Genomic DNA, 24,636 nt, shown 5'->3' with positions numbered 1-24,636 from the left:
GGCGGCTGAGGTTCCGCTAGCCCCATACCTCACCCCTTATCGGGGGCTAAAATGGCGGCTCTTCGTCCAGGCCCAGCACCTGCAGCAACCGTGGCTGATCCCAGAATTCGATGCTCTGGCCTTGGTCGCGGTATTTCTCCGCCTTCTTCTGCTTAGAGGTGATTCCATTCCACGGCCCGCACACCAGAATAGTGGTCTTTTTGGTCACGTTCTTGCCTACGGTGGCGCCGCAGTCGGCGATGCGCTCCCAGAGCTGTCCTTTGTCGAAGGGGGAGAACTCGCCAGTGAGGGTGACATTCTGGCCGAACAGCGGGTTGTCCTTGGTGGCATTGGGGTTGGCCTCCGGCACCGAGTCGGGGGCCTGCACCTTGGCCCATGCCGGGGCGTTGGCAGAGCCCTTGGCCTTCGCCCCCGCAGTCGTGTCGGATGCCTCCTGTCCCGCGGTAGTGCTCGCGGCGGCACGAGCGCTCGTGCCGGAGACACCGGCCAGACGATCATGCACTACGGGCTGCACTGTTCCGGAGGCGGTGCAGCGTCCCAGCCGCAGCGAGGAGGCCGCCCACACTGCGCGGAGATCCCTGGGCTCGGTGGCGTCTGCGGTGGCAGCGCCAAGCAGGGTGAGTGTCTCCGCAATGGACACGCCCAAACGGACCTGCTGGGCGGGGGCATCCGCCGTGGCAGCTTGGGCGCGGGTGAGCGCAAGCAAGCAGCCACACTCGCACTCCGGCGCATCCACGCCTTCCCGGCGGGCCGCCTGGGCAATACCCAGTAGAAGCGGCTGCGCGTTATAGGCCACTAGGATGTCCTGGCCCAAGAACTCGCTGCAGCGAGTGGCAATGTCTGCGCCTTCGAGGGTGCGCTCTTCTTCTATCCGCCCAGCGCGAACCCGTGCGAGGCTCAGCGTCTCGAGCTGGCCTGGATCACCATGCGCGAACTCGCCGCTGGCGAGCACACAGTCCAAGCCGGGAATGGACATGCCCTCTCCCGTGGCGATGCCGGTGATCACCCGCACGAGATCTCGGGCGGTCTCGGCGTGGTTGGGCGCGACAGTAATCGTCAGGCAGGAGTCATCGGAACGTACGGTGAGCGTGCCGCAGCTGAGTGCGGTCGGCTCCTCTAGCTGCCACGTACAGGAGGAATCCAGGCGCATGGACTGCGCCGGCACCCGGAGGGCGCGGGCAAGCTCGCTGGGCTGAAAGGTGAGCGTGGTGCCCACAAATTCCACATTTCCGCCATGAACCGCAACCACGTGTCCAGCTCCTTATATCCATTCGCGCTAACAAGGCCGTACACGCCCTGTGCGTTCGCGCACCCGCGCACATAGCCGACGCCCGCGCAGAGGAGCGTGTACATGTCTGTCACGATCATACGCGGGCGTGGGTGAAGCCTTGAGGCGGCCTCGTGCTGAGCTAGTCGGCCTTGTTCTCCTCGACGCGCTCGGCGGTCTCGCGGGTTACCTGCTCGACCTTCTCGTGGGCGCGCTTTTCGGCATCCACCAACTCTTCGGTCCAGTCGGTGTGCGAGCGGGCCTCGGTGTCGCTGCAGGAGTAGGACTGTGCCTGCTGCTCACCTTCGCTGTCGGAATCCTCGTGGGCGTGCTGCTCGGCTTGGGCCATGAGGAGCTCCACCTCGGCCTTCAGGGCGTCCACCTCGGCTTCGTCCAAGCCCTCTGCCTCCTCGAGTTTCGCCTTGGCGCGCTCAAGCTTGGCCTTAGCCTTCTCGGGATCGGTTTCGGCGAGCTTGGCCAGTTGCGCCTGAGACTGCTTGATGCGGTGATCGCGGTCGCGCAAGGCACGCTCGAGGCGCTCACCGGAGTAGTTGGTGCGCTCGGAGCCCACGTTCACGGCGTGCAGACGGCGAGCGTACTCGTCATCGTTGGCCTGGTTCTCCTCGGCCTCTGGCGGCTCGATCTGCTTGAGGATGGAGGTGGAGCGGGCGGGAACCACGAAGGTCTGCCCGGCCTCGACCACTTCTTCCTCCAGCGGGTAGCCGGTGGCCTCGGTGGTGTCCACGATCAACCGCCAGCTCTTACCGAACTGCTCATCGGGAACGGTGAACTGGATGTCTTCGTGATAGGCGTTGAAGCACAAAATGAAGGAATCATCATGGATCTTCTCGCCGCGCTCATCGGGCTCGGCAATGGCATCGCCATTGAGATACACCATGAGCGACTTGCCGAAGGCGAAGTTCCAGTCCTCTTGGCTCATCACCTTGCCATCCGGCACCAACCAGGCGATATCGCGCTTTGCCAGCTGCGCATCACCGAGCGGGCCGCCGGCGAGGAAGCGACGACGACGGAACACCGGGTGAATGGCGCGAATGTTCAGCAGGCGCTTGGTAAAGGCCACCAGATCGGCATTGGTTTCGGCCTGCTCCCAGTCCATCCACGCGATCTCGTTGTCCTGGCAGTACACATTGTTATTACCGCCCTGGGTGCGGCCCATCTCATCACCGTGCGCCAGCATCGGCGTGCCCTGGGAGAGCAGCAGGGTCGTGAGGAAGTTGCGGCGCTGTTGGGCACGCAGCTGCAACACCTGCGGATCCTCGGAGGGGCCCTCTTCGCCACAGTTCCACGAGCGGTTATGGGATTCGCCGTCGTTATTGCCCTCGCCATTGGCGTCGTTGTGCTTGTTGTTATAGCTCACCAAGTCATTGAGGGTGAAGCCATCGTGGGCGGTGACAAAGTTAATGGAGGCCGTGGGGCGGCGACCATTATTGGCATAAAGATCGGAGGAGCCGGTCAGACGGGAGGCAAACTCGCCGAGGGTGGCGGGCTCGCCACGCCAGAAATCGCGGACGGTATCGCGGTATTTTCCGTTCCACTCGGTCCACAGCGGCGGGAAGTTACCCACCTGGTAGCCGCCCTCGCCCACATCCCACGGCTCGGCGATGAGCTTCACCTGGGAGACGATCGGGTCCTGCTGGACCAGATCGAAGAAGGAGGAGAGGCGGTCCACGTCGTGCAGCTCGCGGGCCAAGGTGGAGGCCAGATCGAAGCGGAAGCCATCGACGTGCATCTCGGTGACCCAGTAGCGCAGCGAATCCATGATCAGCTGCAGCGAGTGCGGGTGGCGCACATTCAGGGAGTTACCGGTGCCGGTGTAGTCCATGTAGTGACGGCGATCGCCATCCACCAGCCGGTAGTAGGCGGCGTTGTCGATACCGCGGAAGGAGATGGTCGGGCCCATGTGGTTGCCCTCGGCGGTGTGGTTGTACACCACGTCGAGGATCACCTCGAGGCCAGCTTCGTGGAAGCTGCGCACCATTCCCTTGAACTCGGCCACGGCTCCGCCCGGTTCGGAGGCGGCGGCATAGTCTTCGTGCGGGGCGAGGAAGCCGAAGGTGTTATAGCCCCAATAGTTGCGCAGGCCCAGCTCGCGCAGGCGATCGTCCTGGAAGAACTGGTGGACCGGCAGCAGCTCGATGGCGGTGACGCCCAAGTGCTTGAGGTAGTCAATGATGGCCGGGTGGGCCAAGCCGGCGTAGGTGCCGCGCAGGTTTTCCGGCACGTCGGGGTGCGTCATCGTCATGCCCTTGACGTGGGCTTCGTAGATGACGGTCTCGTGATAGGGAACCTCCGGTGCGCGATCTGCGCCCCAGTCGAAGAAGGGGTTAATCACGACCGACAACATGGTGTGGCCCAGGCTGTCCTCGGTGTTGCGGGCGTTCGGATCCTCGGGATTGAAGATGTCGTAGGAGAACAGCGAGGGATCGCCATCGTATTCCCCGGCGAAGGCCTTGGAGTAGGGATCAACCAGCAGTTTGTTCGGGTCGCAACGGTGTCCGTTGTCGGGGTCATAGGGGCCGTGCACGCGATACCCGTAGCGCTGCCCAGGCTGAACGCCAGGAAGGTAGCAGTGCCAGATGTGGGCATCCACTTCTTCCATATTGACGCGGGTTTCGTTCAGATCCGCATCAATGAGGCAGAGTTCCACTTTCTCCGCAATGTCGGAAAAGAGGGCGAAGTTGGTTCCGGCGCCGTCGTAGGTGGAACCCAAAGGGTAGGCATCGCCGGGCCAAACTTCGAAGGGTAGATCAGAAGTGCTCATAGGGAACGATCATAGACGGTATTGCGAGATAATACCCTTAACCAGCAGCTGGGCGCCCATATCGAAGCGGCTGTGATAGTCCACCTCGTGCAGGTGAGAAGGGGATTTTTCGCGCGGGTGAGCGAGTTCAGTGAGTTGGCGTGTGGACTGCTCCGCCAACACGGCTCCAATCACGTAGTGCAGAAATACTGCTGCCATGTCCTCGCGCTGTGCGGCGGGGACCTCCGGTGGCAGATGCGCGCTGAAAATCTCGCCGGCGCGGGCCGCGAGCTCGGGTTGGGGAAGTGCGGCGCTCACGATCTCGGCGCCATCGCGGTGGGCGTTCAGGCATTCCCGCAGCCGATCGGCCGCCTGCTCGAGGCGTTCGCTCCAGTGCTTATCGACGCCCTCTGCGGGTATCTCTGCCCACGCCGGGGCGAGGATCTGCTGGGCGATCTCCGCGATCAGCGCCTGCTTGGAGGGGATATGCCAGTACAAAGCCCCAGGGGCGACCCCGAGGTGTGTGGCCACACGCCGCATGGTCATATCGGCCAATCCAAAGGTGTCCAGGATGGTCATGGCGGAGTCAATAATCGCCTGTTTCGATAGTTGCACAGTTTTTACTGTAGTGAACTCTGCCGAGCGGGTGGCGTCGACAAGCGTGAGGATGGTTTTCAGCGGAGTCTGGGAGTGGTCTGCGCAGATTCTCATATGGTTGTCAGGTGTGTTTGCTACGGTTGATCCAGCACTGACCCGCGGGATGAGATGCCTATGCGGGTAGTAGACCTTTAGCTGAGGAGAAGTTGTCTATCGTGTCCATCGCGTCTCTGTCCAAGAAGAGCGTCGTCGCAGCACTATTGGTGCTGCCTCTGACATTGAGTGCCTGCAGCCGCGACGAGGAGGACTCGGCACCGAGCTCGTCCTCGAGCAGCAGTAGCCAATCCACCACCACAACGACCTCTACCTCCACGGCCACGCCGGAGCGCTCCGAGGAGGAGAAGGCCGAAGAGAACGAGGACAATCAGGCAGAAGAGCGCCGCCCGGAGGATGAGCGCGAGCGGGTGCAGCAGGCCCAGCAGGAGCAGCTGGAGGCGGCCCGGCAGGCGGCCCAACAGGCTGCCGTGGCGGCCCCCGACCAGCAGCCGATCGAGGGCGGACAGCCGGCAAATGAGAAAGACAAGCAGGAAATTGAGCAGCTCGTGCGCGGCTGGGGCGAGCAGACCACGCTGCGTTCCTTTATGGAATATGCCAATAACAACAGCTGCCGGCGCGTGATTGAAAGCAATGGCGGCTATGCCGCGGGCGATCCCTCGAAGGTGCCGGATGTGTCGCTGGAAAACCAGCCCAATCTCAACCTCGGGGTGCAAGACGTCAGCGATATCCAGGTCAATGGCGATTCCGCGAGCGCGCAGGTCACTCCTACCGGCCCGAATGCCGAAACCAGCACCATGCGCTTTGAACGCGAAGACGGCCGCTGGACCATGTGCAACTAGGTGGGCATGGCAGGATCGGCTAGCGCCACGTCTTCTCTGCGGCGCTATGTGAGCGAGCGCCCCGCTGTGCGCACGGCGCTCGGCAGCTTTGCCTTCGCGGTGGGGGTCAATTCGGCGTGGGCTGTCCCGTGGGGTCTGCTGCGCCCCGGCCAGCGGGTCACCGTGGCCGCTGATGGCCGAGTATTCAGCGATGCCGCGGCCATTGCGCAGCAGTTTCCGCAGTATGCGCTATGGGTTATCGCGAGTTCCGCGGTGGCGATGGTGCTGGGCGTGGGCGCTTATCGACGCTGCCTCGCCGCCCCAAGCCTCTGGACCATGGTAGCCGTGGTGGGCAGCGCCGCCATCGGCGCCTTGATGGCCTTTGATCTTGGCAATTGGCTGGCCATGATGGCCCATCCGGTGCCCGACCTGCACGATAGTGAGGTGGGGGATAGCGCCATGATCGCTCTGACTCTCACTGGGCGGGTGGGCGTGCTGGCCGCGGCCGGCGTGGCGGCGCTGTCCTATTGGGTGAGCGTCGGCGTCAGCGAGCAGGAGGTCGCAGCGGAGCAGCACTGAGCGCGGTGTCTCCTGCGGTATAGGTGTCGGGGGCTACACCTGTACGGGGCGTAGAATGCCGATAGTTAAGGGTGGGCTCTTACAATAGCCCCACACGCCCGCCGAGCAGCCGATGAATATAACGAAAGATGTGTGTGAGCGATGCTGCAGATTACTGACCTTCGTGGAACAACCCCCTCGACCCGCGAACTGCGGGAGGCGCTGCCGCGCGGCACCACTGATGTGAGCGCTGTTATCGAGACCGTCGCTCCCATGGTGGCGGATGTTCAGGAGCGCGGCGCCGCCGCAGCCTTAGATTATGGCGAGAAGTTTGATGGCATCCGCCCCGAGTCGGTGCGGGTGCCACAAGCGGTGCTGCGCGAGGCTGCGGCATCGCTTGAGCCGCAGGTGCGTGCCGCCCTCGACGAGGCTATTTCTCGCATTCGTCAGGTGCACGCCGCCCAGGTTCCGCAGAGCAGCACCACGACTTTGGCCGACGGGGCCACGGTGACCGAGAAGTTCATTCCCGTCGAGCGGGTCGGGCTGTATGTGCCCGGCGGCAATGCCGTCTACCCCTCCTCGGTGTTGATGAACGTCATCCCCGCCCAGGAGGCCGGGGTGACCAGCCTGGTAGTGGCTTCTCCGCCGCAACAGCAGTTCGGCGGCTGGCCACACCCGACCATCTTGGCTGCCTGCGAGCTGCTCGGTGTGGACGAGGTCTGGGCCGTTGGCGGTGGCCAAGCGGTGGCCCTGCTGGCCTATGGCGATGACAGCGCCGGTCTGGAGCCGGTCGATATGATCACCGGACCGGGCAATATCTTTGTCACCGCCGCTAAGCGCTTGGTGCGCGGCGTGGTGGGCATCGACTCGGAGGCCGGCCCCACCGAGATCGCCATCGTCGCCGATGACAGCGCCGATGCCGTGGAGGTGGCCTATGACTTGATCAGCCAGGCCGAACACGATGTCATGGCGGCGTCTGTATTGATTACTGATTCCGCAGAGTTCGCCGCCGCCGTCGATCGTGAGGTGGAGCAGCGTTATTCCGTGACGCTGAACTCTGAGCGCGTGGCCCAGGCCCTTCGTGGCGCCCAGTCCGGTATCGTGCTGGTCGATTCCATGGACGAGGCGCTGCGCGCCGCCGACGCCTATGCGGCCGAGCACCTCGAGGTGCACACCCGTCAGTCTCGGGCGGATGCGGAGAAGATCCGCAACGCTGGGGCGATCTTTGTGGGCACCTATTCGCCGGTGCCCTTGGGTGACTATGCGGCCGGATCCAATCACGTGCTGCCCACCTCGGGGACGGCTCGACACAGCTCGGGGCTGTCTACCCACACCTTCCTGAAGGCCGTGAATCTCATCGAGTACAACGACGCGGCCTTGCGTGAGATCGGCCCCGCCGTGATCGCCCTCGCCGATGCCGAGGCCCTGCCCGCCCACGGTGAAGCCATCAAGGCCCGCACCGACGCAGCCACCGACTAAGAAGAAAGAGGCGTGAGACTTCATGGCAGCTTCCCACCCTTCGCTGAATGACTTGCCCTTACGCGATAGCCTGCGCGGGCAATCGCCGTATGGTGCGCCGCAGCTCGAGGTGCCGGTCGCACTCAACACCAATGAGAACCCCTATCCGCCCTCCGAAGCGATCGTCGCCGAGTTACAGGAACGCCTCGCCGCCGATGCCGCGCGTCTCAACCGCTACCCGGAGCGAGACAGCGTGGAACTGCGCACCGCGTTGGCCGAGTATTTTTCCCGGCAGACGGGGGTCGAGGTCACCGTAGACAATGTCTGGGCGGCCAATGGCTCTAATGAGGTGCTGCAGCAATTGCTGCTGGCCTTCGGCGGCCCCGGCCGGTCCGCCCTCGGCTTCCAGCCGAGTTACTCCATGCACCCGATTCTCTCCGAATCGACCATGACGGAGTTTCTCAACTGTCCCCGCGATGAGAATTTCGCCATCGATATCGATAGGGCGCTCGCCGCGATCGCCGAGCACGCACCCAGCGTGGTGTTTGTGACAACCCCCAATAACCCCACGGGCGGGCTGACCTCGCTGGAGGATATTGCCACCATCATCGAGGCCACCGAGGGCGTGGTGATCGTGGACGAGGCCTATGCGGAGTTCTCCGATCAACCCTCGGCTGCCACGCTGCTCGATACCTATCCGGACAAGCTGGTGATCTCGCGGACGATGTCGAAGGCTTTCGACTTCGCTGGCGCCCGCGTGGGCTATTTTGTGGCCGCGCCCGCCTTCGTCGAGGCCGTGATGCTCACCCGCTTGCCCTATCACCTCTCCGTACTCACGCAGTCCGCTGCGGTGGTGGCGCTGAAGCATTCCGAGGATACCCTGGCAACGGTCGCCACCCTTGCTGCGGAGCGCGACCGGGTGTCCGCAGAGCTGAAGGAGATCGGCTACGAGGTGGTTGATAGCTCATCGAACTTCATTTTCTTTGGACGCTTCGCCGATGCTCACCAGGTGTGGCAGCAGTTCTTGGATCGGGGAGTACTGATCCGGGACGTGGGCGTGGACGGTTTCTTGCGCGTGACCGTGGGCCTGCCGGAGGAAAATGATGCCTTCCTCGCCGCCGCACGTGAGATTCAGCAGAATACATAAGCAGAGTTCTCAGAACACGACACGCACACCATGCCGGTCCCAGCCACAGTGCTCGGGCCGGCGTAGACACCAAGGAGCACATCATGCCCGATCTCAGCCACAGCAGGGATCAGCGCATCAGCGCAGAGACCGCCGATAAGGAGCGTCGCGCTCGTATCGAGCGGGCCACCCAGGAATCCACCATCTCGGTGGAGTTGAACCTCGATGGCACCGGTAAGGCCGATATTTCCACCGAGCTGCCCTTCTTCGACCACATGCTGCACGCCTTTGCCAGCCACGGCAGCTTCGACCTCGAGGTGCGTGCCAAGGGCGATATTGAGGTCGATGCCCACCACACCGTGGAGGACACCGGCATCGTGCTCGGCACGGCCTTCGCGGAAGCGCTGGGCGATAAATCCGGTATCCGCCGTTTCGGCTCCTGCCAGCTGCCCATGGACGAGTCCCTGGTGGAGGGCATCGTTGATGTGTCCGGTCGTCCCTATTGCGTGATGAAGGGGGAGCCGGACCAGATGCTCACGGCGGTGATCGGCGGGCACTATCCCACCGTGATCAACCATCACTTCTTTGAAACCCTGGCCCTTAATGCGCGGATCGCGCTGCACGTGCGCTGCCACTATGGCCGCGACCCCCACCACATCACCGAGGCCGAGTACAAGGCGGTGGCCCGCGCCCTGCGCCAGGCGGTGGAAAAGGATCCGCGCGTGAGTGGTGTGCCCTCGACTAAGGGAAGCCTGTAGATGCAGATTTATGTCCTCGCCGCCGCCGATATGCAGCGAGACACGGGCACCTCGTGGTTGATATATCTGCTGTTCATGGTGGCTGGTTTGCTGGTCGGCGGCGCTATCTCGGCCTATCGGGCAGAGCAGAAAGTACTCACGATAGTCTTAGGTGTATTAGCCCTGATCGGCTTCGCTGGCGGGGTGTTATGGATGATTGGAGAGTTAGGAGCCTAGATGAGCACTCGGGTACTTTCACGAGCAGAACTCGAAGAACTGCCCAGCATGTGGAAGTCGCCCGGGTTTATTGCCACGCTCATCGCAGTGGGCTCGGCCTTCGGCGCTTTCTCCATTCTGCTGCCGGTGGTGCCGCTGGCCGTTATTGATGCCGGTGGTTCCGACGCCCTCGCTGGTGCGACCACGGCCATCTTCATGGCCGCCACCGTGCTCACCCAATATTTCACCCCGCAGGCCATCCGCGCCGTCGGATACCGGCCGGTGATGGTGGCCTCGGCATTCATGCTCGGCGTGCCCGCCCTCGGCCACCTGCTGGGTATGACAGTGGTGCCGGCGCTGCTCTTTTCCGCCCTCCGCGGCGTGGGCTTCGGCGCTATCACCGTGGCCCAGGCCGCCCTCATCGCGGAGATCGTTCCGCTGCGTTTCCTAGGTAAGGCCTCCGGCATGCTGGGCGTGTGCGTCGGCTTATCGCAGATGGTCTTTTTGCCGATTGGTCTCGCGGTGGCCGATAATGTCAGCTTCACGGTGGTCTATATCATCGCCGCGGTGATCGGTGTCTCCGGTGCGGCGCTCTGCGTGCTCATTCCGCCGGTGCGGCCCAATCCCGTCACGGATAACCAAGAGGAGTCCGAGGGCTTTAACCAGCGCGTCGCCACGTGGAAACTCATCACCGTGCCCGCCATCGCCATCTCCACGGTGGCCATGGGCTTCGGTGCGGTGTCCTCCTTCCTGCCGGCCGCGATCCGCGATCTGGACCCCAACACGGGTGCCTTTATCGCCGGTATCGTGCTCTCGGTTGTCGGTGGCGCACAGATGATCTTCCGTTTCCTCTCGGGCGTGGTGGCCGATCGCCGCGGCGAGGCTGGGGCCACTATGCGCCCCGCCCAGATTCTCTCTGCACTGGGGCTCGTTGCTATCGCCGTAATTATCATTTTCGAGTGGCCCAGCTGGCTGCTGCTCTTTGCGGCACTGGCCTTCGGTGGTGGCTTCGGCGCCATCCAAAACGAGGCCCTGCTGGCCATGTTCAACCGACTGCCGCGTTCGAAGGTCTCCGAAGCCTCCGCGCTCTGGAATATGTCCTATGACACCGGCACCGGCATGGGTTCCTTTGTGCTCGGTATCGTGGCCGCCCGTGCCGCCTACCAGGACGCCTTTATCGTCGGCGCTGGCCTGGTCGTGGTGGGGCTGATGATCAGCTACGCCGATGCGGTGATGGGCCGGCATCGTATCGCCGAATACGGCAACACCCGCGCCCAGCTGCGCCAAGTGCCGGTGGCCCGCAAAGCCGTCTATGGCATGCGCAAGATCCGCCGTGTCGGCGCCAGTGCCGTGCCGGTGGAGGCGCTGCTGCGCCGTGCCCCGCGCCCCGGCGGCTGGAAGCGTGGAAAGAAAAACAAGAAGCGCGGCTAGGTTCGGCCACCGCAGGCTAGAATTCGTGGATGCGCCAGCCCCGCCGCTGCAGGGTGGCGTCGATAAGCACAGAACAAGGTGGAGACAACCTCATGACAACAACAGTGGCCATTCTGGACTATGGCGCCGGAAACCTGCGCTCGGCGCACCGAGCAATTGAACGCCACGGCGTGACCACGCTGGTGACCCACGATCCGCGCGAGGTTCTCGCCGCCGATGGTTTGCTCGTTCCCGGGGTCGGCGCTTATGCCGCCTGCATGGAGGGGCTGAAAAAGGTGCAGGGGCCGCGGTTGATCGGGGAGCGTCTCGCCGGAAGCCGGCCCGTGCTGGGTATTTGCGTCGGTATGCAGGTGATGTTTGCTCGCGGCGTCGAACATGGCGTGGATGCCGCGGGGCTGGGGGAGTGGCCGGGCACGGTGGAAAGGCTCGAGGCGGATGTATTGCCGCATATGGGCTGGAATACCGTCGAGGCCGATACCGGCATGCGCATGTTTGACGGCATTGACCCAGCCGAGCGTTTCTACTTTGTGCACTCCTATGGCGTGCGCTCCTGGGAGATGCAGGTAGAAGAGCCCTTCCTGCCCCCGAAGCTCGCCTGGAGCGAGCACGGTGGCGATCGCATTCTCGCTGCCGTAGAAAACGGCCCGCTGTGGGCCACCCAGTTCCACCCCGAGAAATCCGGCGACAGCGGCGCCGAACTGCTGCGCAATTGGATTGCTACGCTCTAAGCTAATCCCGCCCAGGCCCCAAGCGGCCACCGACCCTGTTCACGTGAAGGATCCTTGATCGTCATGAGTTTTACTCTCATTCCCGCCGTCGACGTTGTAGATTCCCAGGCCGTGCGTCTGCACCAGGGCGAGGCTGGGACAGAGAAAAGCTATGGCAGCCCGCTGGAGGCGGCCCGCACCTGGCAAGAGCAGGGCGCCGAGTGGCTGCACTTTGTGGATCTCGACGCCGCCTTCAAGCGTGGCTCCAATCACGAGCTCATGGCAGAGGTGATTCGGGAACTCGACATTAAGGTCGAGCTCACCGGCGGTATCCGCGACGATGCCTCGCTCGAGCGCGCCCTCGGCACCGGTGCCGCCCGCGTGAATATCGGTACCGCGGCGCTGGAAAACCCGGACTGGGCCGAGGCGGTTCTCGAGCGCTATGGCGAGGCGGTAGCGATCGGGCTCGATGTCAAGCACATCGATGGCGAATGGCGCACCCGCGGCAATGGCTGGGTCTCCGATGGCGGCGATCTCTGGGAGGTTCTCGAGCGTTTCGACGCCGCCGGCTGTAGCCGCTTCGTCGTGACCGACGTGTCCAAGGACGGCACCCTGACTGGGCCGAATATTGAACTGCTGCGCGATGTGGCCGCCGCTACCGATGCCCGCATCGTCGCCTCCGGCGGCATCTCCAGCATCGAGGATGTGCTGGCCGTGGCTCAGCACCGCGCCGAGGGCATCGACTCGGTGATCATCGGCAAGGCCCTCTACGAAAACCGTTTTAGCTTCGCCGAGGTGCAGGCCGCCGTAGACGCGTTGGACTAGCGACGAGCACGGCACCGACACATCAGGATTGGGCGGAGACCACCATGGCGCAGACACCCCAGACGGACTATGACGCCCAGCAGCTTGAGCAGCTGCGGTGCACCGCGGAAGGCATCCTGCAGCCGCTGCTGCCGGTCTTTCGCGGCGGGCTCGGCTCCCCGCCTGCTATTAAGAAGGGGCCGGGGGACTTCGCCACCGCCGTGGACTTACAGCTCGAGCGCACGCTCAGCGAGGAACTTCTCGCCCACACCGGTATCTCCTGTGCTGGGGAAGAATTTGGCGCGGTGCGCGACTACGCAGTAGCCGCCACGACCCCCAGCCCGCAATGGGTGATCGACCCCATCGACGGCACCTCCAACTACTCCGCCGGCAACCCGCAGTGCGCGATCCTGGTCAGCCTCATCGTCGGTGGACAGGCCGTGGTCGGCCTGACCGCGCTGCCCGCCACCGGTGAGTTGCTCTCCGCCACGGCGCACTCGGGGGTGTATCTCAACGGGGTGGCGGCTCCGCAGCCGGCGGAGCATGTGCGCTCGATCACCCAATTCGGGTTCGGCTCTATTGTCTCGCCCCGCGATTCCCGCTTCCCTACGACACTGCGCCACGCCCTGCTCGGGGAGCTCATCACCCGTTTCCCGCGGCTGCGCATCAGTGGCTCGGTGGGCGTGGATCTCGCCTATACCGCCCTTGGCCGCTTCGGCGGGGCCGTGAGCTTTAGCCCCCACCCGTGGGATAACGCCGCCGGTTATGTGCTCAACACTGCGGCGGGCAATGTAGTCACCGACCTTGGCGGCACGCCGTGGCGGCCCGGGGGTATCGGCATGGTGGCCGCCACCCCAGAGATCCACGAGGTGGTCATGGACGTCATCCAGCAGGCCGGCTAGGGCGGCACGAAAGGCAGTCGGGTACAGCCGGCGGGCCACAGCTGATGGTGGCTGGAGGGTGGCGTCGATAAGCCCCACCCCGTACGCGGTGTATAGGCCGGTGCGTGGGAGACTGATAGCGAGAATTCAACTACAGTCAAAACCTCTGTAATCGTGAACAACAATCGTGGGTAAGGACGAACAACCGTGGGCGTAGCAGTGCGAGTGATTCCGTGTCTGGATGTGGATCAAGGGCGCGTGGTAAAAGGCGTGAACTTTCAGGGGCTGCGCGATGCCGGCGACCCCGTGGAACTCGCCGCACGCTATGACGCCGAGGGGGCAGACGAACTCACGTTCCTCGACGTATCCGCCTCGACCGCCGGCCGCGGCACCATGCTCGACGTGGTGCGCCGCACCGCGGATCAAGTGTTCATCCCACTCACCGTTGGCGGCGGGGTGCGCAGCGTGGAGGATGTGGACCAGCTGCTGCGCGCCGGGGCGGACAAGGTGAGCGTGAATACCGCCGCGATTGCCCGGCCCGAGCTGCTCACCGAATTGGCGGAAACCTTTGGGTCCCAATGCGTGGTCCTCAGCCTCGATGCCCGCCGCGTGCCCGCCGGGGGGACGCCGCAGCCGAGCGGGTTTGAGGTCACTACGCACGGCGGCACCCGTTCCGCCGAGATCGACGCTATCGAGTGGGCCCGCGAGGCGGAGCGCCGCGGGGTGGGGGAGATCCTGCTGAACTCCATGGATGGCGATGGCACCAAAGCCGGCTTCGACACCGAGCTGATTCGCCTCGTCCGCGCTGCTGTGTCCGTGCCCGTGATTGCCTCCGGTGGCGCCGGTAGCGCCGAACATTTCCCGCCCGCCATTGAGGCCGGCGCCGATGCGGTGCTCGCGGCCAGTATTTTCCATTTCCAAGAAGTCAGCATTGCCTCCTGCAAGCAGGCGCTTATCGACGCCAACCTGGAGGTGCGCACCAGCTGGGACGGCGGCGTCGCTCCGGCCGTGCAGTCCGATGCAGCCGAGGGAGACGATGATGCCGAGTAGTAATCCCGCCGATTATGAGCTGGACCCCGCCGTCGCCGCGCAGGTGCGCTTTAATGCCGATGGCCTAGTTCCCGTGGTGGTGCAGGAGGAACGCGGTGAGGAAGTGTTGATGATGGCGTGGATGGACGCGCACGCGCTGGCCTATACCTTGGCCTCGCGTCGTGGCACCTACTATTCCCGCTCCCGCCAGGAGTACTGGATCAAGGGGCTGACCAGCGGGCACGTGCAAAAGGTGGTTTCGCTGGCCGCGGATTGCGATGGCGATACCCTCTTGATGCGCGTGCACCAGACCGGCGCAGCCTGCCACACCGGCAGCCGCACCTGCTTCGATGACCGTGAGCTCAGCTTCGGCTGCGCGCTCGAGGATACAGAAGGAGAACAGCAGTGAGCTCGCACAGCACAGCCCAGCGCCCCGCCAAGTACTGGATGGCCTTGGGGGCGATTGCCCTGGGCGCCGTGGTGGCGTGGGTATCCACCCGCATGGTGTGGGTGAGCGTCGATAGCTTCGACGATAAATCCGGTGCAGCCTCCTTTGAGATTCTCGGCGCCACGTGGTCGACCGAGCTGGCCGCCATCGCCCTGCTTTTTCTCGCCTCGGTGGTAGCGGCGGCGGTCTTGCGTCCCCTCGTGCGCCGCGTGATTGGCGGCGTGGTGGCTGTGGCTGGGGTAGTCGGCGGCTATGCCCCGCTCAGCGTGCTGGGAGGTGAGCCTGATCCCTCGCGGGCGCGGGCGCTGCTGCTCGCAGACTCGAACGATGCGGGCGCCTCCGCGGCCGGCACCTCCCAGCAGGTGCAGACACTCACCGAGTGGGCCAGTATCCAAGCCGTTGATAGCTCCACCCTTGGTCCTGCATTGGCCCTGGTCGCCTGCGCCAGCGCGGTGTTTGGTGGCGTCTTGTTGCTGCTGCAGCCAGGGCAGGCGCGCGCGGCGTCGAATAAATACGAAAAGCGGGCGGCGCGGCGCGAGAAACTCGGCGAGGATCTGCGGGAATCCCCCGACTCCGGGCGCGTGATCTGGGATGCCCTCGATGAAGATATTGATCCCACCGAGGCCCCGGACACCTCCGTAGACGACAATGACGCAGGCAACACATCCGCCCGTTAAGCCCTCTGCATAACTCCGTTTAGAGGGGCTGTGAGCTGCGAAAACAGGGCTAATTTAGGGATAGCCCGTGGCAGGCTATAGCCTAAAAGAGTTAATTGCAGGGCGGTGGTGCGATTCTTATACAGGCCACCACAGCCGCCGGGCACACTCTAAGGACACGGCATGGTTTCGGAGATCGAGCGCATTCTCGCTGGCGTCAGCGAGGACGTGAAGGCGCGCGAGCACCGCCTGCCCTTTAAAGAGATCAAAAGGCTCTCTTTCTCGGCACCGAAGCCGCGGGATGCCCGCGCCGCGCTCTCCCAGCCGGGATGCTCCATTATTGCCGAGCTCAAGCGCGCCGTGCCCAATAAGGGCGAGCTCGCCGCCATTGAGCACCCCGCACTCTTGGCCCAGCTGTTTGAGCGCGAGGGGGCGCGCATCATTTCCTGTCAGACTGAGCGCCGCCGCTTCAACGGCGATCTGCGTGATGTGCGCGCGGTGAAACAAGCAGTCGATGTGCCGGTGATGGCCAAGGACTTCATTATTGATCCCTACCAGATCCACGAGGCCCGCTACTTCGGTGCAGACGTGGTGCCGTTGATTGCTGCCATCTTGGATCAGCATCGGCTCGAGGCGCTGCTCGATCGCATCGAATCCCTAGACATGACCGCGTTGGTGGAGGTAAACACGCGCGAAGAAGCAAGCCGGGCGGTGCAGGCCGGGGCCACGCTCATCGGGGTGAACGCCCGTTCCATGGAAACCTTCGAGCTCAACCCCACGGCCTTTTCGGAGATCGCCCCTGGACTGCCCAGTGGGGTGGTGCGCATTGCCATGTCGGGCGTCGATACCCCGCAGCAGCTGATGACTTACGCCGGTTGGGGTGCGGATGCGGTGATCATCTCTACCTCCTTGGTCACCCATGAGGACCCAGCGGGGCTGTGTCGTAAACTGGTGGCAGCCGGGCAGCATCCGGCGTGTCCCTCCACCCGCTAGCAATTCACGAAGCGAGATCCCACACGGTGCTAGACCAGTTTATTTCCGCCGGAATTCCGTCTGCGCTTTTCTCGGGCGACCTCGGTCGCTTCAGCGCGGGGCTGACCCGCGCCATCCCCTCCCCGCCGCAGGGCGTATGGCAGCTCGGCCCTATTCCCGTCCGCGCCTATGCGCTCTGCATCATCGCCGGCATCGTGGCGGCGCTGCTGCTGACCAAAAAGCGCTATCAGGATCGCGGCGGCGATGGCGAGGTCGTCTACGATGCGGCGCTCGTGGCCGTGCCCAGCGGCATCATTGGCGGCCGGGTGTATCACGTGATCACGGATCACGATAAGTACTTCTGCGAGACCTGTTCTCCCATCGACGCGGTGAAAATCACCAATGGCGGACTGGGGATTTGGGGTGCGATCGCCCTCGGCACCATTGCCGTGGCGGTGTATTTCCGCATGAAGAAGATCCCGCTCGCCCCCTTTGCCGATGCTGTCGCCCCCGGCATCATCTTGGCCCAGGCCATCGGCCGACTCGGCAATTGGTTCAACCAGGAGCTCTATGGCTATCCCACCGATGTGCCTTGGGCGCTGGAGATCTATGAGCGCGTCGACGCCAATGGCATGCTCGCGCCGGTCACGGGCCGCTCCACCGGCGAGGTGCTGGCCACCGTGCACCCGACGTTCCTCTACGAGCTGCTGTGGAACCTCATCATCTTCGCCCTGTTGCTGTGGGCAGATAAGCGCTTCTCGCTGCGCGGCGGTCAGGTGTTCGCACTCTATGTAGCCGGTTATACCGCAGGCCGCTTCGTCATCGAGCTGATGCGCTCGGATGCGGCCACCCATATCTTTGGCCTGCGGGTCAATACTGTTGTCTCCGCTGTGGTGTTCCTCGCCGCGGTACTCATCTTCATCATGATGCGGGCGCAGCAGCGCCACCGCGACGCCGCGCAGACCCAGGTCGCTTCTGGGGAGTATCCACAGAGCACACTCTGAGGCGCCAGACTAGTCGCGCCGACTGTGCCCTGGCCCTGCGGCGATCGCGCGCTGACACCGCGCCGACCGAGAGCTCAGAGACCGCACTCACCACGTGGTGAGTGCGGTTTTATGTATCGGTTATTGCCGCGTGCGGCGGCGTCACCGACGACGCCGTGGGTGCTGGTGCGGGGAAGTGTGATCAACTTCGCCAGACAGGGTGGCTGTGGCCACATCTCGCACACATCGGGGCGAGGTGAAACCAGATCACAATGTGGTTTTGTGCCTGTTTGACCTGCATTTGTGTGGTTTTGTGGACGTTTCCGTGGATAAAACAACAGCGCGGTATGGGGTTCTGCGGGGCTGTTAGCGCGTCTTCCAGCGCTTTCTTCACTGCGGCGCGTGTAGCCGGATTGCGCTAGGAGCACTACAGTGGGGAAGCGTGAATAGGAGAACGAAAATCGTATGTACCCTCGGTCCCGCCGTTGCTAGTGAGGAGGGCATTCTTGAGCTCGTCAAATCTGGTATGGACGTGGCTCGCCTGAATTTCTCGCACGGTGATCACTCCGACCATGAACAGAACTATCGCTGGGTTCGTGAGGCCACCGATAAGACTGGTCACGCTGTCGGCATCCTCGCCGACCTGCAGGGCCCCAAGATCCGCCTCGGCCGTTTCATCGACGGTTCCACTATGTGGGAGACCGGCGAAACCGTCCGTATCACTGTGGACGATGTGCAGGGCACCCACGACCGCGTGTCCACCACCTACAAGAACCTGGCCAATGACGCCAAGCCGGGTGACCGCCTGCTGGTCGATGACGGCAAGGTCGGCCTCGTCTGCATCGAGGTCGATGGCAACGACGTTGTCTGCGAGGTCACCGAAGGTGGCCCAGTGTCCAACAACAAGGGTGTCTCCCTGCCCGGTATGGATATCTCCGTGCCGGCCCTGTCCGAGAAGGACATCAAGGACCTGCGCTTCGCACTCAACCTGGGCGTGGACTTCATCGCCCTGTCCTTCGTGCGCTCCCCGGCCGACGTCGAGCTGGTGCATAAGGTCATGGATGAGGAAGGCCGCCGCGTCCCCGTCATCGCCAAGCTGGAAAAGCCCGAGGCCGTTGACGCTCTCGAGTCCATCGTGCTGGCCTTCGACGCCATCATGGTTGCCCGTGGTGACCTCGGCGTGGAAGTGCCGCTGGAGGAGGTGCCGCTGGTTCAGAAGCGCGCCATCCAGATCGCACGCGAGAACGCTAAGCCGGTGATCGTGGCCACCCAGATGCTGGATTCCATGATCGAAAACTCCCGCCCGACCCGCGCCGAGGCCTCCGACGTGGCCAACGCCGTGCTGGATGGTGCGGATGCCGTGATGCTCTCCGGTGAAACCTCCGTTGGTGTGGATCCGCACAACGTGGTGCGCACCATGTCCCGCATCGTGCGGGTAGCGGAAAAGGACGGCGACGTGCCGCAGCTGACTCACGTTCCGCGTACCAAGCGTGGCGTGATCACCTACTCGGCCCGCGATATTGCCCAACGCCTAAACGCCAAGGCTCTGGTGGCCTTCACCACCTCCGGCGATACCGCGAAGCGCTTGGCTCGCCTGCGCTGCCCGCTGCCGCTGTTGGTATTCACCCCCGATCCGGCCGTGCGTTCGCAGCTGGCACTGTCTTGGGGTGCGGAGACCTTCCTGACCGAAACCGTCCACGACACCGATGAGATGATGGTGGCCGTCGACGAGGCTCTGCTGGCTATGAGCGAGTATGAACGCGATGACGTGATGGTGGTTGTTGCCGGTACTCCTCCCGGAATCCCCGGTAACACCAACATGATCCAGGTGCACCTGCTCGGCGATAACACCCGCTCCACTAAGCGTGAGAGCGAGAGCGACGCCACCCTGGTAGCGGAGACCCCCTCCACCGCCAGCAGCACCGGCACGACGAGCTCGACCTCGAAGTAGTCGGCGCCTGCCGTAAGTGTCCGCCTCGGCTGGCACTACGGCTGATGGCTGCGGATGATACCGCACTACATAACACAGACCACCGATCCTCTCCCATGACAGGAGTGGGGATCGGTGGTCTGTGGCGTCTGTGGCCCCGTCTCAGCAGGGACGGTGGCCGATGGTTTTACTTCCGCAGCTCGTGGGCGCGGTGTGCCGCCTCGGCGTCGGGGAGGTTCGCGGATTCCACCACGGCCTCCGAGCGCACCTCAGTGGGGTCGGAGGGAAGATTCTTCGGCAGATTCGCCTCGTCCGGTCGCTGGATGGTGGCCTCGGACTTATCGTCTACCAAGTAGGTGAGCACGGCGCACAGTGCGGCCTTGGTGGAGGCATCCACAGAAGGCTCATAATCCGGGAGGAAGTCGCCGGCGTGGTTGACCGGGATGTCCTCGATGTTGTCCTCGGCGAGAGCCTTATCCCACTGCTCGCGGGGAGTGATACCCACCAGCCAGAAGAAGTAGGGGGCGCCGAAGGCGCGGGGGATATTGGTGAAGTCCTCCGAGGCGGTCCAGCGTTTGGCGTCCACGCTCTCCTCGCCGAACACCTCGTCGAAGGTATAGCGCACGTGCGAATACACCACGGGGTCATTCTCGGTGAGTTCGCCGTGATTGGAGAAGCGGAACTCAGGGGCGCGCTCGCACCCAGATGCCTGGCACTCGCCGTGCACCACGCGCTTAATGGCCTGGTAGGTCTTGCGCTTGACCTCGTTGTCGTAGAAGCGGCAGTTGAGCACCAAGGTGGCTTCGCCGGGCACGGTGTTATTGGTGTGACCCGAAATCAAGGAGCCGACGGTGATCACAGCGAAGTCATTGGGGTTGATCTCGCGTCCGACGATGCCCTGGAGTCGCACCACGATCATCGCCGCCAAGTAGGTGGGGTCGATGGAGTTGTGCGGCATGGAACCGTGCGCGGACTTGCCGTAGAGCTTGATGGTGATGGTGTCGCATGCAGCAAGTGCCGCTCCGGGGCGGGACAGGATGCGGCCGGCGGGGCCGGCGATCACATGCTGGCCAAAGCACACATCTGGCTTCGGGATGATATCGGCGAGGCCATCATTGACCATCGCTGCCGCGCCCACCGAGATCTCCTCGGCTGGCTGGAAGAGTGCCACGAAGGTGCCGGACCAGCTATCGCGGGTGGAGTCCATGACGGCGCAGGCGCCGAGCAGGGCGGTGGTGTGCATGTCGTGCCCGCAGGCGTGCATGATCGGGGTTTCCACCCCAGACTCGCGCACCCGCGTGCGGGTGGAGGCGTAAATGGCGCCGGAGGTTTCCTTGACCGGCAGTGCATCGAAGTCTGCGCGGAACAGCGCGGTGGGGCCATCGCCATTGCGGAAAATAGCGACGATGCCGTGGCCACCGATGCCGGTGTGTACCTCGCAGTCGAAGTTGCGCAGGTGCGCGGCGATTTTCCGGGCGGTTTCCACCTCAAATCCGGAGAGCTCCGGATTGGCGTGCATGTCCTGGTAGAAGGCTTTCTGCCAGTCGAGTTTCACCCCGTGATTATCAATAATGTTCTTGATAGTCCGGCTCTTATCGCGCGCATGCGCCGAGGCGGCTGTGGTGTCATTCACGGGGGTACTAGGTTCCTTTCGCAGGTTGCGTGCACTGGGTGGTTTCGCCTCCTTTTCCTGAGCTCGCCGCCCGCCGCGGGAGGCGGTGGGGCAAGCAAAAAGCCCCTAGGGGGCAACTATAGGAAAAGAAGGTATAGTGCCATCAACCCTAGAGGCGCAGGCAGCGCGGCACAAGGGGGTTATGCACCCCCTATGGCTTCTACACAGGCGATAGGGGGTGGGGTGGGAGCTGCGTGCGGGCGGAGAATGTGCCTGTTAGCTACGCTTCGCGCGGGCGAACCACAGTGCGGTTCCCGCTGCCCCCAGCACGCCGAGAGCGCCCAGCGCCCAGGCCGCGGCCGAGAGGCTGACCAGGCTGCCGATGAAGCCTGCGGCCGGGTAGGTAAGCAGGTAGCAGGCGTGGGACGCGCTGAATTGGGTGGCGAATACGGCGGTGCGGTTATCGACGGTGCTGTGGCGGCGCAGCAGCCGTGAACTCGGGGTGGCAATGAGCGCGGCGCTCGCGCCGAGCAGAGCCCAGAGCAGACACATCAGCCACCACGCGGCTGCACCGTGCAGAGCGAGTGCTACCGCAGCGAGGAGTAACGGGGCACTGATGGCGCCGAGAACCATGACTGTGGTGTCTACTGCGTAGTGCAGCAGCCGCGGCAGCACGATGGCAATGAACATCGAGCCGGCGCCAAAGAAAGCGAGCAAAATGCCCAGATCTGAATCCGGCCGCTGCAGCTGATCGCGCACCACCACCACGGTATTGATGATGACCATCGCCCCGACCGCAGCCACGGTGAGGTTCGACCATGCCACTCCGCGCAGTTCTGGGGTGCGCCGGAAGATGCGGGCTCCGGCGAGAGGGCGACGGACGATGGATTCGGTGTGGTCGATCTCGAGAGTGCGGCGGTACACCCCGATGTGGGTGCTGAGAATGAGCGCTGCGGAGCAGGCAAAGCCGACGATTGTGCCGAGGAAGAGAAGGTGATAGTTCATCACGGCTAGCAGCGCGGCGGCGAGAAGCGGCGAGAGCACCGATTCCAGATCGTAGGCCAGCCGAGACAGGGACAGTGCCTGCGTGTAGTCCCCTTCATCGGGCAGCACATCGGGGATGAGGGCCTGGAAGGTCGGAGTGAAGGTGGCCGAGGCGGCCTGCAGGATAAAGATGAGGATATAGATTTGCCACGTCTCGGTGACAAAGGGCAGGCCGCAGGCAATGAGGCCGCGTACCACGTCCGCCGATACCAGCACCACCTTGGGATTCCATCCCGCGAGCAGCGTGGTGGCCACGGGGGAGAGCAGCACATAGGCAATAATCTTGATGCTCAGCGCGGTGCCCAGCACGCTGCCGGCCTGGCTGCCGGCGATATCGAAGGCGAGTAGGCCCAAGGCAACGGTGAGTAATCCCGTGCCCACGAGAGCAATAACTTGGGCCCCGAAAAGCCGAGCGTAACGGTGATTGCGAAGAACAGAAAGCATGCCGGTGCCTTTAAGTGTCGTGGGTGTGGGTGTGGGAGAGCGCCTCGGCGCTCACGGCGTGCTCAGCCTGGTTCATGGCCTCGCTGATGAGCTGGATGGCGTGCTCATCGGTCAGCGAGTAGTAGACGCTGGTGCCTTGGTGGCGGGTGGTGACCATCCGCGCGAGGCGCATTTTGGCGAGATGCTGGGAGACGGTAGCGGGACGCTTAGCGACGGTGGCCGAAATCTCGTTCACGCTCATCTCTTCGGCTTTACCCAGGGTGAGGATGATGCGAATGCGCGTGGGGTCCGCGAGCAGTTTGAGCACTTCAGCGGCGGCAAGTTCCAAAGAGCCGCTCTCGGTGATGGCAGGTACGTGCACGTGATCACTCGGGGCGCGTTTAGGTGAACCATTCCTTAGCTTCTTATCTTCGTGCATATGAAGATAATAGGGTTGCTGCCGGTGGGTGGTCAAGAGTGTCGGGCGTACGCGTCTAGAGTGGTAGCTATGACTACTCTCACACTTCAGGCGCTACGCGCCGCTGGTATTGACATCACGAGTTATTCGGCCCCGCAGGATCGTTCCGCTTTTGTCCTCGTGGACGGGCAAAATGACTTCGTCGAAGGGGGCGCCCTCGGCGTGGAGGGCGGCGCCCAGGCTCTGACGGCGACGGCGGAGTTCTGCGCCGCCCATGCCCGCAACTATGCGGTGTGCGCGGTCACGCGCGATTGGCACATCGATCCGGGAGCCCACTTTGCAGATGAGCCCGATTATGCCGAGAGCTGGCCGCGGCACTGCGTGGCCGGCACTACTGGAGCGGAGTTACATCCCCAAGCGCTGCGGGCGCTCGATAATGCTGCCGCGGCCGCCCCCGAGCAGATACGCATTGACGTCAGCAAAGGCGAATACACTGCGGCGTATTCAGGATTCGAAGGAGCCACCCCGCATGGCACCAGCCTCGCCGAGGCGCTGCGGGAACACGGGGTGACAACCCTCGATGTTGCCGGCATCGCCACGGACTATTGCGTGCGAGCCACGTGTCTCGATGGCCTTGCAGAGGGCTTCGCCGTGCGGCTTCTCGTGCCTTTGACTGCTGGGGTGGCGGAGCAGAGCTCGCTGGAGGCGTTGCGTGAAATCCGCGCCCAGGGTGGCCAGCTACTGCTGGTCTAACCCCACCCAGACGAGCGGTTGGAGTCGAGGAGACTTAGTGCGCGGCGGCGAAGGCGCGCAGGATCTCCTTGTTGAAGGCGGGCAGGTCGGCGGGGGTGCGCGAGGAGATAAGTGCGCCATCGACACAGACCTCGCGATCAACCCAGGTGGCCCCCGCGTTGATGAGGTCGGTCTTCATCGAGTGATAGGAGGTGATGGTCCGGCCGCGCAGCACATCGGCGTCGCTGAGAATCCACCCACCGTGGCAGATCACGCCCACTGGTTTGCCGGCCTCCACTAGGTTCTTCACGAGTGCGACGGCGTGGGCATCGGTGCGGATGGTATCGGCGTTTTTGGTTCCGCCAGGCAAGAGCAGACAATCAAAATCAGCGGCATCCGCCTTGTCGGTGGTGACATCCACCGATACGGTGGAGCCCTTCTTGCTCTCGATCTCACCGGCCTCGGTGGAGACCACGAGCGCCCGCCCACCGGCCTCGGTGATGGCGGCGATGGGGCTGGAGAGCTCATCATCATCAAAACCATGAGTGGCCACAACGGCGACGGTCACAGACTTTAGATCAGGCACGACGTACACGTCCTTTCACATTATTTTTCGGCTTTTTAGTGTGCGGCCCAGAATAGGGCGGGCCGTGCCGTTTGTGCCACCGTCGTCGCCGGGCGCGTGTCTTGAGACACGCAGCGGCCAGCAGTGCAGCGCCTTGGGGGATAACGCAGTCAACCCGCGCGCAACGTGCGAGAAGCACGCGGGTTGATGGGCCTGAGCACGAGGTCGGTGCTGGCTTATTTCTTTTCTAGCTTCAGCAGGATGTCATCGTCTGCCTTGGGATCAGCGCCGAGGAAGCCGGAGGTTTCATCGGGGTGCTTCATCAGCTGCACGCTGAAGTACACCAGCCCGCCCCAGATGACGAGGATGAACAGGGCCATCATGATGATTGCAGTACCGGTCATGA

Annotated in this window: 25 protein-coding genes; 17 read left to right on the top strand and 8 right to left on the bottom strand. The window is 63.6% G+C overall.

Annotated features, from left to right (window positions below):
* Positions 1–46 precede the first annotated feature (46 nt).
* The 3 genes from GBB11_RS05800 to GBB11_RS05790 all read right to left on the bottom strand — a co-directional run bounded on the left by GBB11_RS05800 (position 47) and on the right by GBB11_RS05790 (position 4,739).
* Complete coding sequence (locus GBB11_RS05800) at positions 47–1,249, bottom strand: BRCT domain-containing protein (RefSeq protein ID WP_225979135.1); 1,203 nt, start codon at positions 1,247–1,249, stop codon at positions 47–49.
* Between the two features lie 160 nt (positions 1,250–1,409).
* Positions 1,410–4,049 (bottom strand): glycogen debranching protein GlgX, encoded by a 2,640-nt coding sequence (gene glgX / locus GBB11_RS05795; RefSeq protein WP_151549149.1) that lies wholly within the window; start codon positions 4,047–4,049, stop codon positions 1,410–1,412.
* A 9-nt stretch (positions 4,050–4,058) separates the two neighbouring features.
* Positions 4,059–4,739 carry a TetR/AcrR family transcriptional regulator gene (locus tag GBB11_RS05790; RefSeq protein WP_151549148.1) on the bottom strand — a complete coding sequence of 227 codons (681 nt, stop codon included), beginning with the start codon at positions 4,737–4,739 and terminating at the stop codon, positions 4,059–4,061.
* A 101-nt stretch (positions 4,740–4,840) separates the two neighbouring features.
* Here GBB11_RS05790 and GBB11_RS05785 point away from each other — a divergent pair, with 101 nt between their 5' ends.
* From GBB11_RS05785 to pyk, 16 genes are all read left to right on the top strand, one after another.
* Positions 4,841–5,521, top strand: coding sequence for a hypothetical protein (locus GBB11_RS05785; RefSeq protein ID WP_151549147.1), 681 nt, complete (start codon positions 4,841–4,843; stop codon positions 5,519–5,521).
* 6 nt (positions 5,522–5,527) lie between these two features.
* A complete protein-coding gene (locus GBB11_RS05780; RefSeq protein ID WP_151549146.1) occupies positions 5,528–6,079 on the top strand; it encodes a hypothetical protein in 552 nt (183 codons plus the stop codon).
* A 141-nt stretch (positions 6,080–6,220) separates the two neighbouring features.
* On the top strand, positions 6,221–7,537 hold the full coding sequence (hisD, locus tag GBB11_RS05775) for a histidinol dehydrogenase (RefSeq protein ID WP_151549145.1): 1,317 nt from the start codon (positions 6,221–6,223) through the stop codon (positions 7,535–7,537).
* A gap of 22 nt (positions 7,538–7,559) precedes the next feature.
* Positions 7,560–8,663 (top strand): histidinol-phosphate transaminase, encoded by a 1,104-nt coding sequence (locus GBB11_RS05770; RefSeq protein WP_151549144.1) that lies wholly within the window; start codon positions 7,560–7,562, stop codon positions 8,661–8,663.
* Positions 8,664–8,746: 83 nt separating this feature from the next.
* Complete coding sequence (gene hisB, locus GBB11_RS05765) at positions 8,747–9,400, top strand: imidazoleglycerol-phosphate dehydratase HisB (RefSeq protein ID WP_225976683.1); 654 nt, start codon at positions 8,747–8,749, stop codon at positions 9,398–9,400.
* 30 nt (positions 9,401–9,430) lie between these two features.
* Positions 9,431–9,616: a hypothetical protein gene (locus GBB11_RS05760; RefSeq protein WP_369408538.1), complete on the top strand. Its 186-nt coding sequence runs from the start codon at positions 9,431–9,433 to the stop codon at positions 9,614–9,616.
* Positions 9,617–11,026, top strand: coding sequence for an MFS transporter (locus GBB11_RS05755; RefSeq protein WP_151549142.1), 1,410 nt, complete (start codon positions 9,617–9,619; stop codon positions 11,024–11,026).
* A gap of 92 nt (positions 11,027–11,118) precedes the next feature.
* Complete coding sequence (hisH, locus tag GBB11_RS05750; protein ID WP_151549141.1) at positions 11,119–11,754, top strand: imidazole glycerol phosphate synthase subunit HisH; 636 nt, start codon at positions 11,119–11,121, stop codon at positions 11,752–11,754.
* A gap of 63 nt (positions 11,755–11,817) precedes the next feature.
* Positions 11,818–12,558: a bifunctional 1-(5-phosphoribosyl)-5-((5-phosphoribosylamino)methylideneamino)imidazole-4-carboxamide isomerase/phosphoribosylanthranilate isomerase PriA gene (gene priA, locus GBB11_RS05745; protein WP_151549140.1), complete on the top strand. Its 741-nt coding sequence runs from the start codon at positions 11,818–11,820 to the stop codon at positions 12,556–12,558.
* Positions 12,559–12,602: 44 nt separating this feature from the next.
* The gene (locus GBB11_RS05740; RefSeq protein WP_151549139.1) at positions 12,603–13,439 is read left to right on the top strand and encodes an inositol monophosphatase; all 837 of its coding nucleotides are present in this window, start codon (positions 12,603–12,605) and stop codon (positions 13,437–13,439) included.
* Between the two features lie 186 nt (positions 13,440–13,625).
* Entirely contained in the window at positions 13,626–14,468 is an 843-nt protein-coding gene (hisF, locus tag GBB11_RS05735; protein ID WP_225979134.1) for an imidazole glycerol phosphate synthase subunit HisF, read from the top strand.
* The gene (gene hisI / locus GBB11_RS05730; protein ID WP_151549359.1) at positions 14,458–14,856 is read left to right on the top strand and encodes a phosphoribosyl-AMP cyclohydrolase; all 399 of its coding nucleotides are present in this window, start codon (positions 14,458–14,460) and stop codon (positions 14,854–14,856) included. Before hisF ends, hisI begins: the two co-directional genes overlap by 11 nt.
* Positions 14,853–15,572, top strand: a complete 720-nt coding sequence (locus tag GBB11_RS05725) for a TIGR02234 family membrane protein (RefSeq protein WP_225979133.1) — start codon at positions 14,853–14,855, stop codon at positions 15,570–15,572. The genes hisI and GBB11_RS05725 overlap by 4 nt, the downstream gene beginning before the upstream one ends.
* Before the next feature lie 162 nt (positions 15,573–15,734).
* Positions 15,735–16,544, top strand: coding sequence for an indole-3-glycerol phosphate synthase TrpC (gene trpC / locus GBB11_RS05720; RefSeq protein WP_151549138.1), 810 nt, complete (start codon positions 15,735–15,737; stop codon positions 16,542–16,544).
* 101 nt (positions 16,545–16,645) lie between these two features.
* Entirely contained in the window at positions 16,646–17,527 is an 882-nt protein-coding gene (gene lgt / locus GBB11_RS05715) for a prolipoprotein diacylglyceryl transferase (protein WP_151549357.1), read from the top strand.
* A 421-nt stretch (positions 17,528–17,948) separates the two neighbouring features.
* Entirely contained in the window at positions 17,949–19,457 is a 1,509-nt protein-coding gene (gene pyk / locus GBB11_RS05710; RefSeq protein WP_192796328.1) for a pyruvate kinase, read from the top strand.
* Positions 19,458–19,623: 166 nt separating this feature from the next.
* Here pyk and GBB11_RS05705 read toward each other — a convergent pair whose 3' ends face one another.
* The 3 genes from GBB11_RS05705 to GBB11_RS05695 form a co-directional block, all read right to left on the bottom strand.
* Positions 19,624–21,069 carry an amidohydrolase gene (locus GBB11_RS05705; protein ID WP_151549137.1) on the bottom strand — a complete coding sequence of 482 codons (1,446 nt, stop codon included), beginning with the start codon at positions 21,067–21,069 and terminating at the stop codon, positions 19,624–19,626.
* A gap of 255 nt (positions 21,070–21,324) precedes the next feature.
* Complete coding sequence (locus tag GBB11_RS05700) at positions 21,325–22,536, bottom strand: MFS transporter (RefSeq protein ID WP_151549136.1); 1,212 nt, start codon at positions 22,534–22,536, stop codon at positions 21,325–21,327.
* Positions 22,537–22,546: 10 nt separating this feature from the next.
* The gene (locus tag GBB11_RS05695; protein WP_151549135.1) at positions 22,547–22,954 is read right to left on the bottom strand and encodes a metalloregulator ArsR/SmtB family transcription factor; all 408 of its coding nucleotides are present in this window, start codon (positions 22,952–22,954) and stop codon (positions 22,547–22,549) included.
* Positions 22,955–23,023: 69 nt separating this feature from the next.
* Here GBB11_RS05695 and GBB11_RS05690 point away from each other — a divergent pair, with 69 nt between their 5' ends.
* The gene (locus tag GBB11_RS05690) at positions 23,024–23,686 is read left to right on the top strand and encodes an isochorismatase family protein (protein ID WP_151549134.1); all 663 of its coding nucleotides are present in this window, start codon (positions 23,024–23,026) and stop codon (positions 23,684–23,686) included.
* A gap of 34 nt (positions 23,687–23,720) precedes the next feature.
* Here GBB11_RS05690 and GBB11_RS05685 read toward each other — a convergent pair whose 3' ends face one another.
* Together GBB11_RS05685 and metS are read right to left on the bottom strand one after the other, a co-directional pair.
* Positions 23,721–24,251, bottom strand: coding sequence for a type 1 glutamine amidotransferase domain-containing protein (locus GBB11_RS05685; protein WP_151549133.1), 531 nt, complete (start codon positions 24,249–24,251; stop codon positions 23,721–23,723).
* A 215-nt stretch (positions 24,252–24,466) separates the two neighbouring features.
* Positions 24,467–24,634 carry a methionine/alanine import NSS transporter subunit MetS gene (gene metS, locus GBB11_RS05680; RefSeq protein ID WP_151529880.1) on the bottom strand — a complete coding sequence of 56 codons (168 nt, stop codon included), beginning with the start codon at positions 24,632–24,634 and terminating at the stop codon, positions 24,467–24,469.
* Between the last annotated feature and the right edge of the window lie 2 nt (positions 24,635–24,636).

Source organism: Corynebacterium sp. 74A (genome assembly GCF_008930665.1).
Classification (GTDB): Bacteria; Actinomycetota; Actinomycetes; order Mycobacteriales; family Mycobacteriaceae; genus Corynebacterium; species Corynebacterium megadyptis.
The sequence above is the reverse complement of the archived record's forward strand: the minus strand, read 5'-3'. Positions and strand labels throughout refer to the sequence as shown.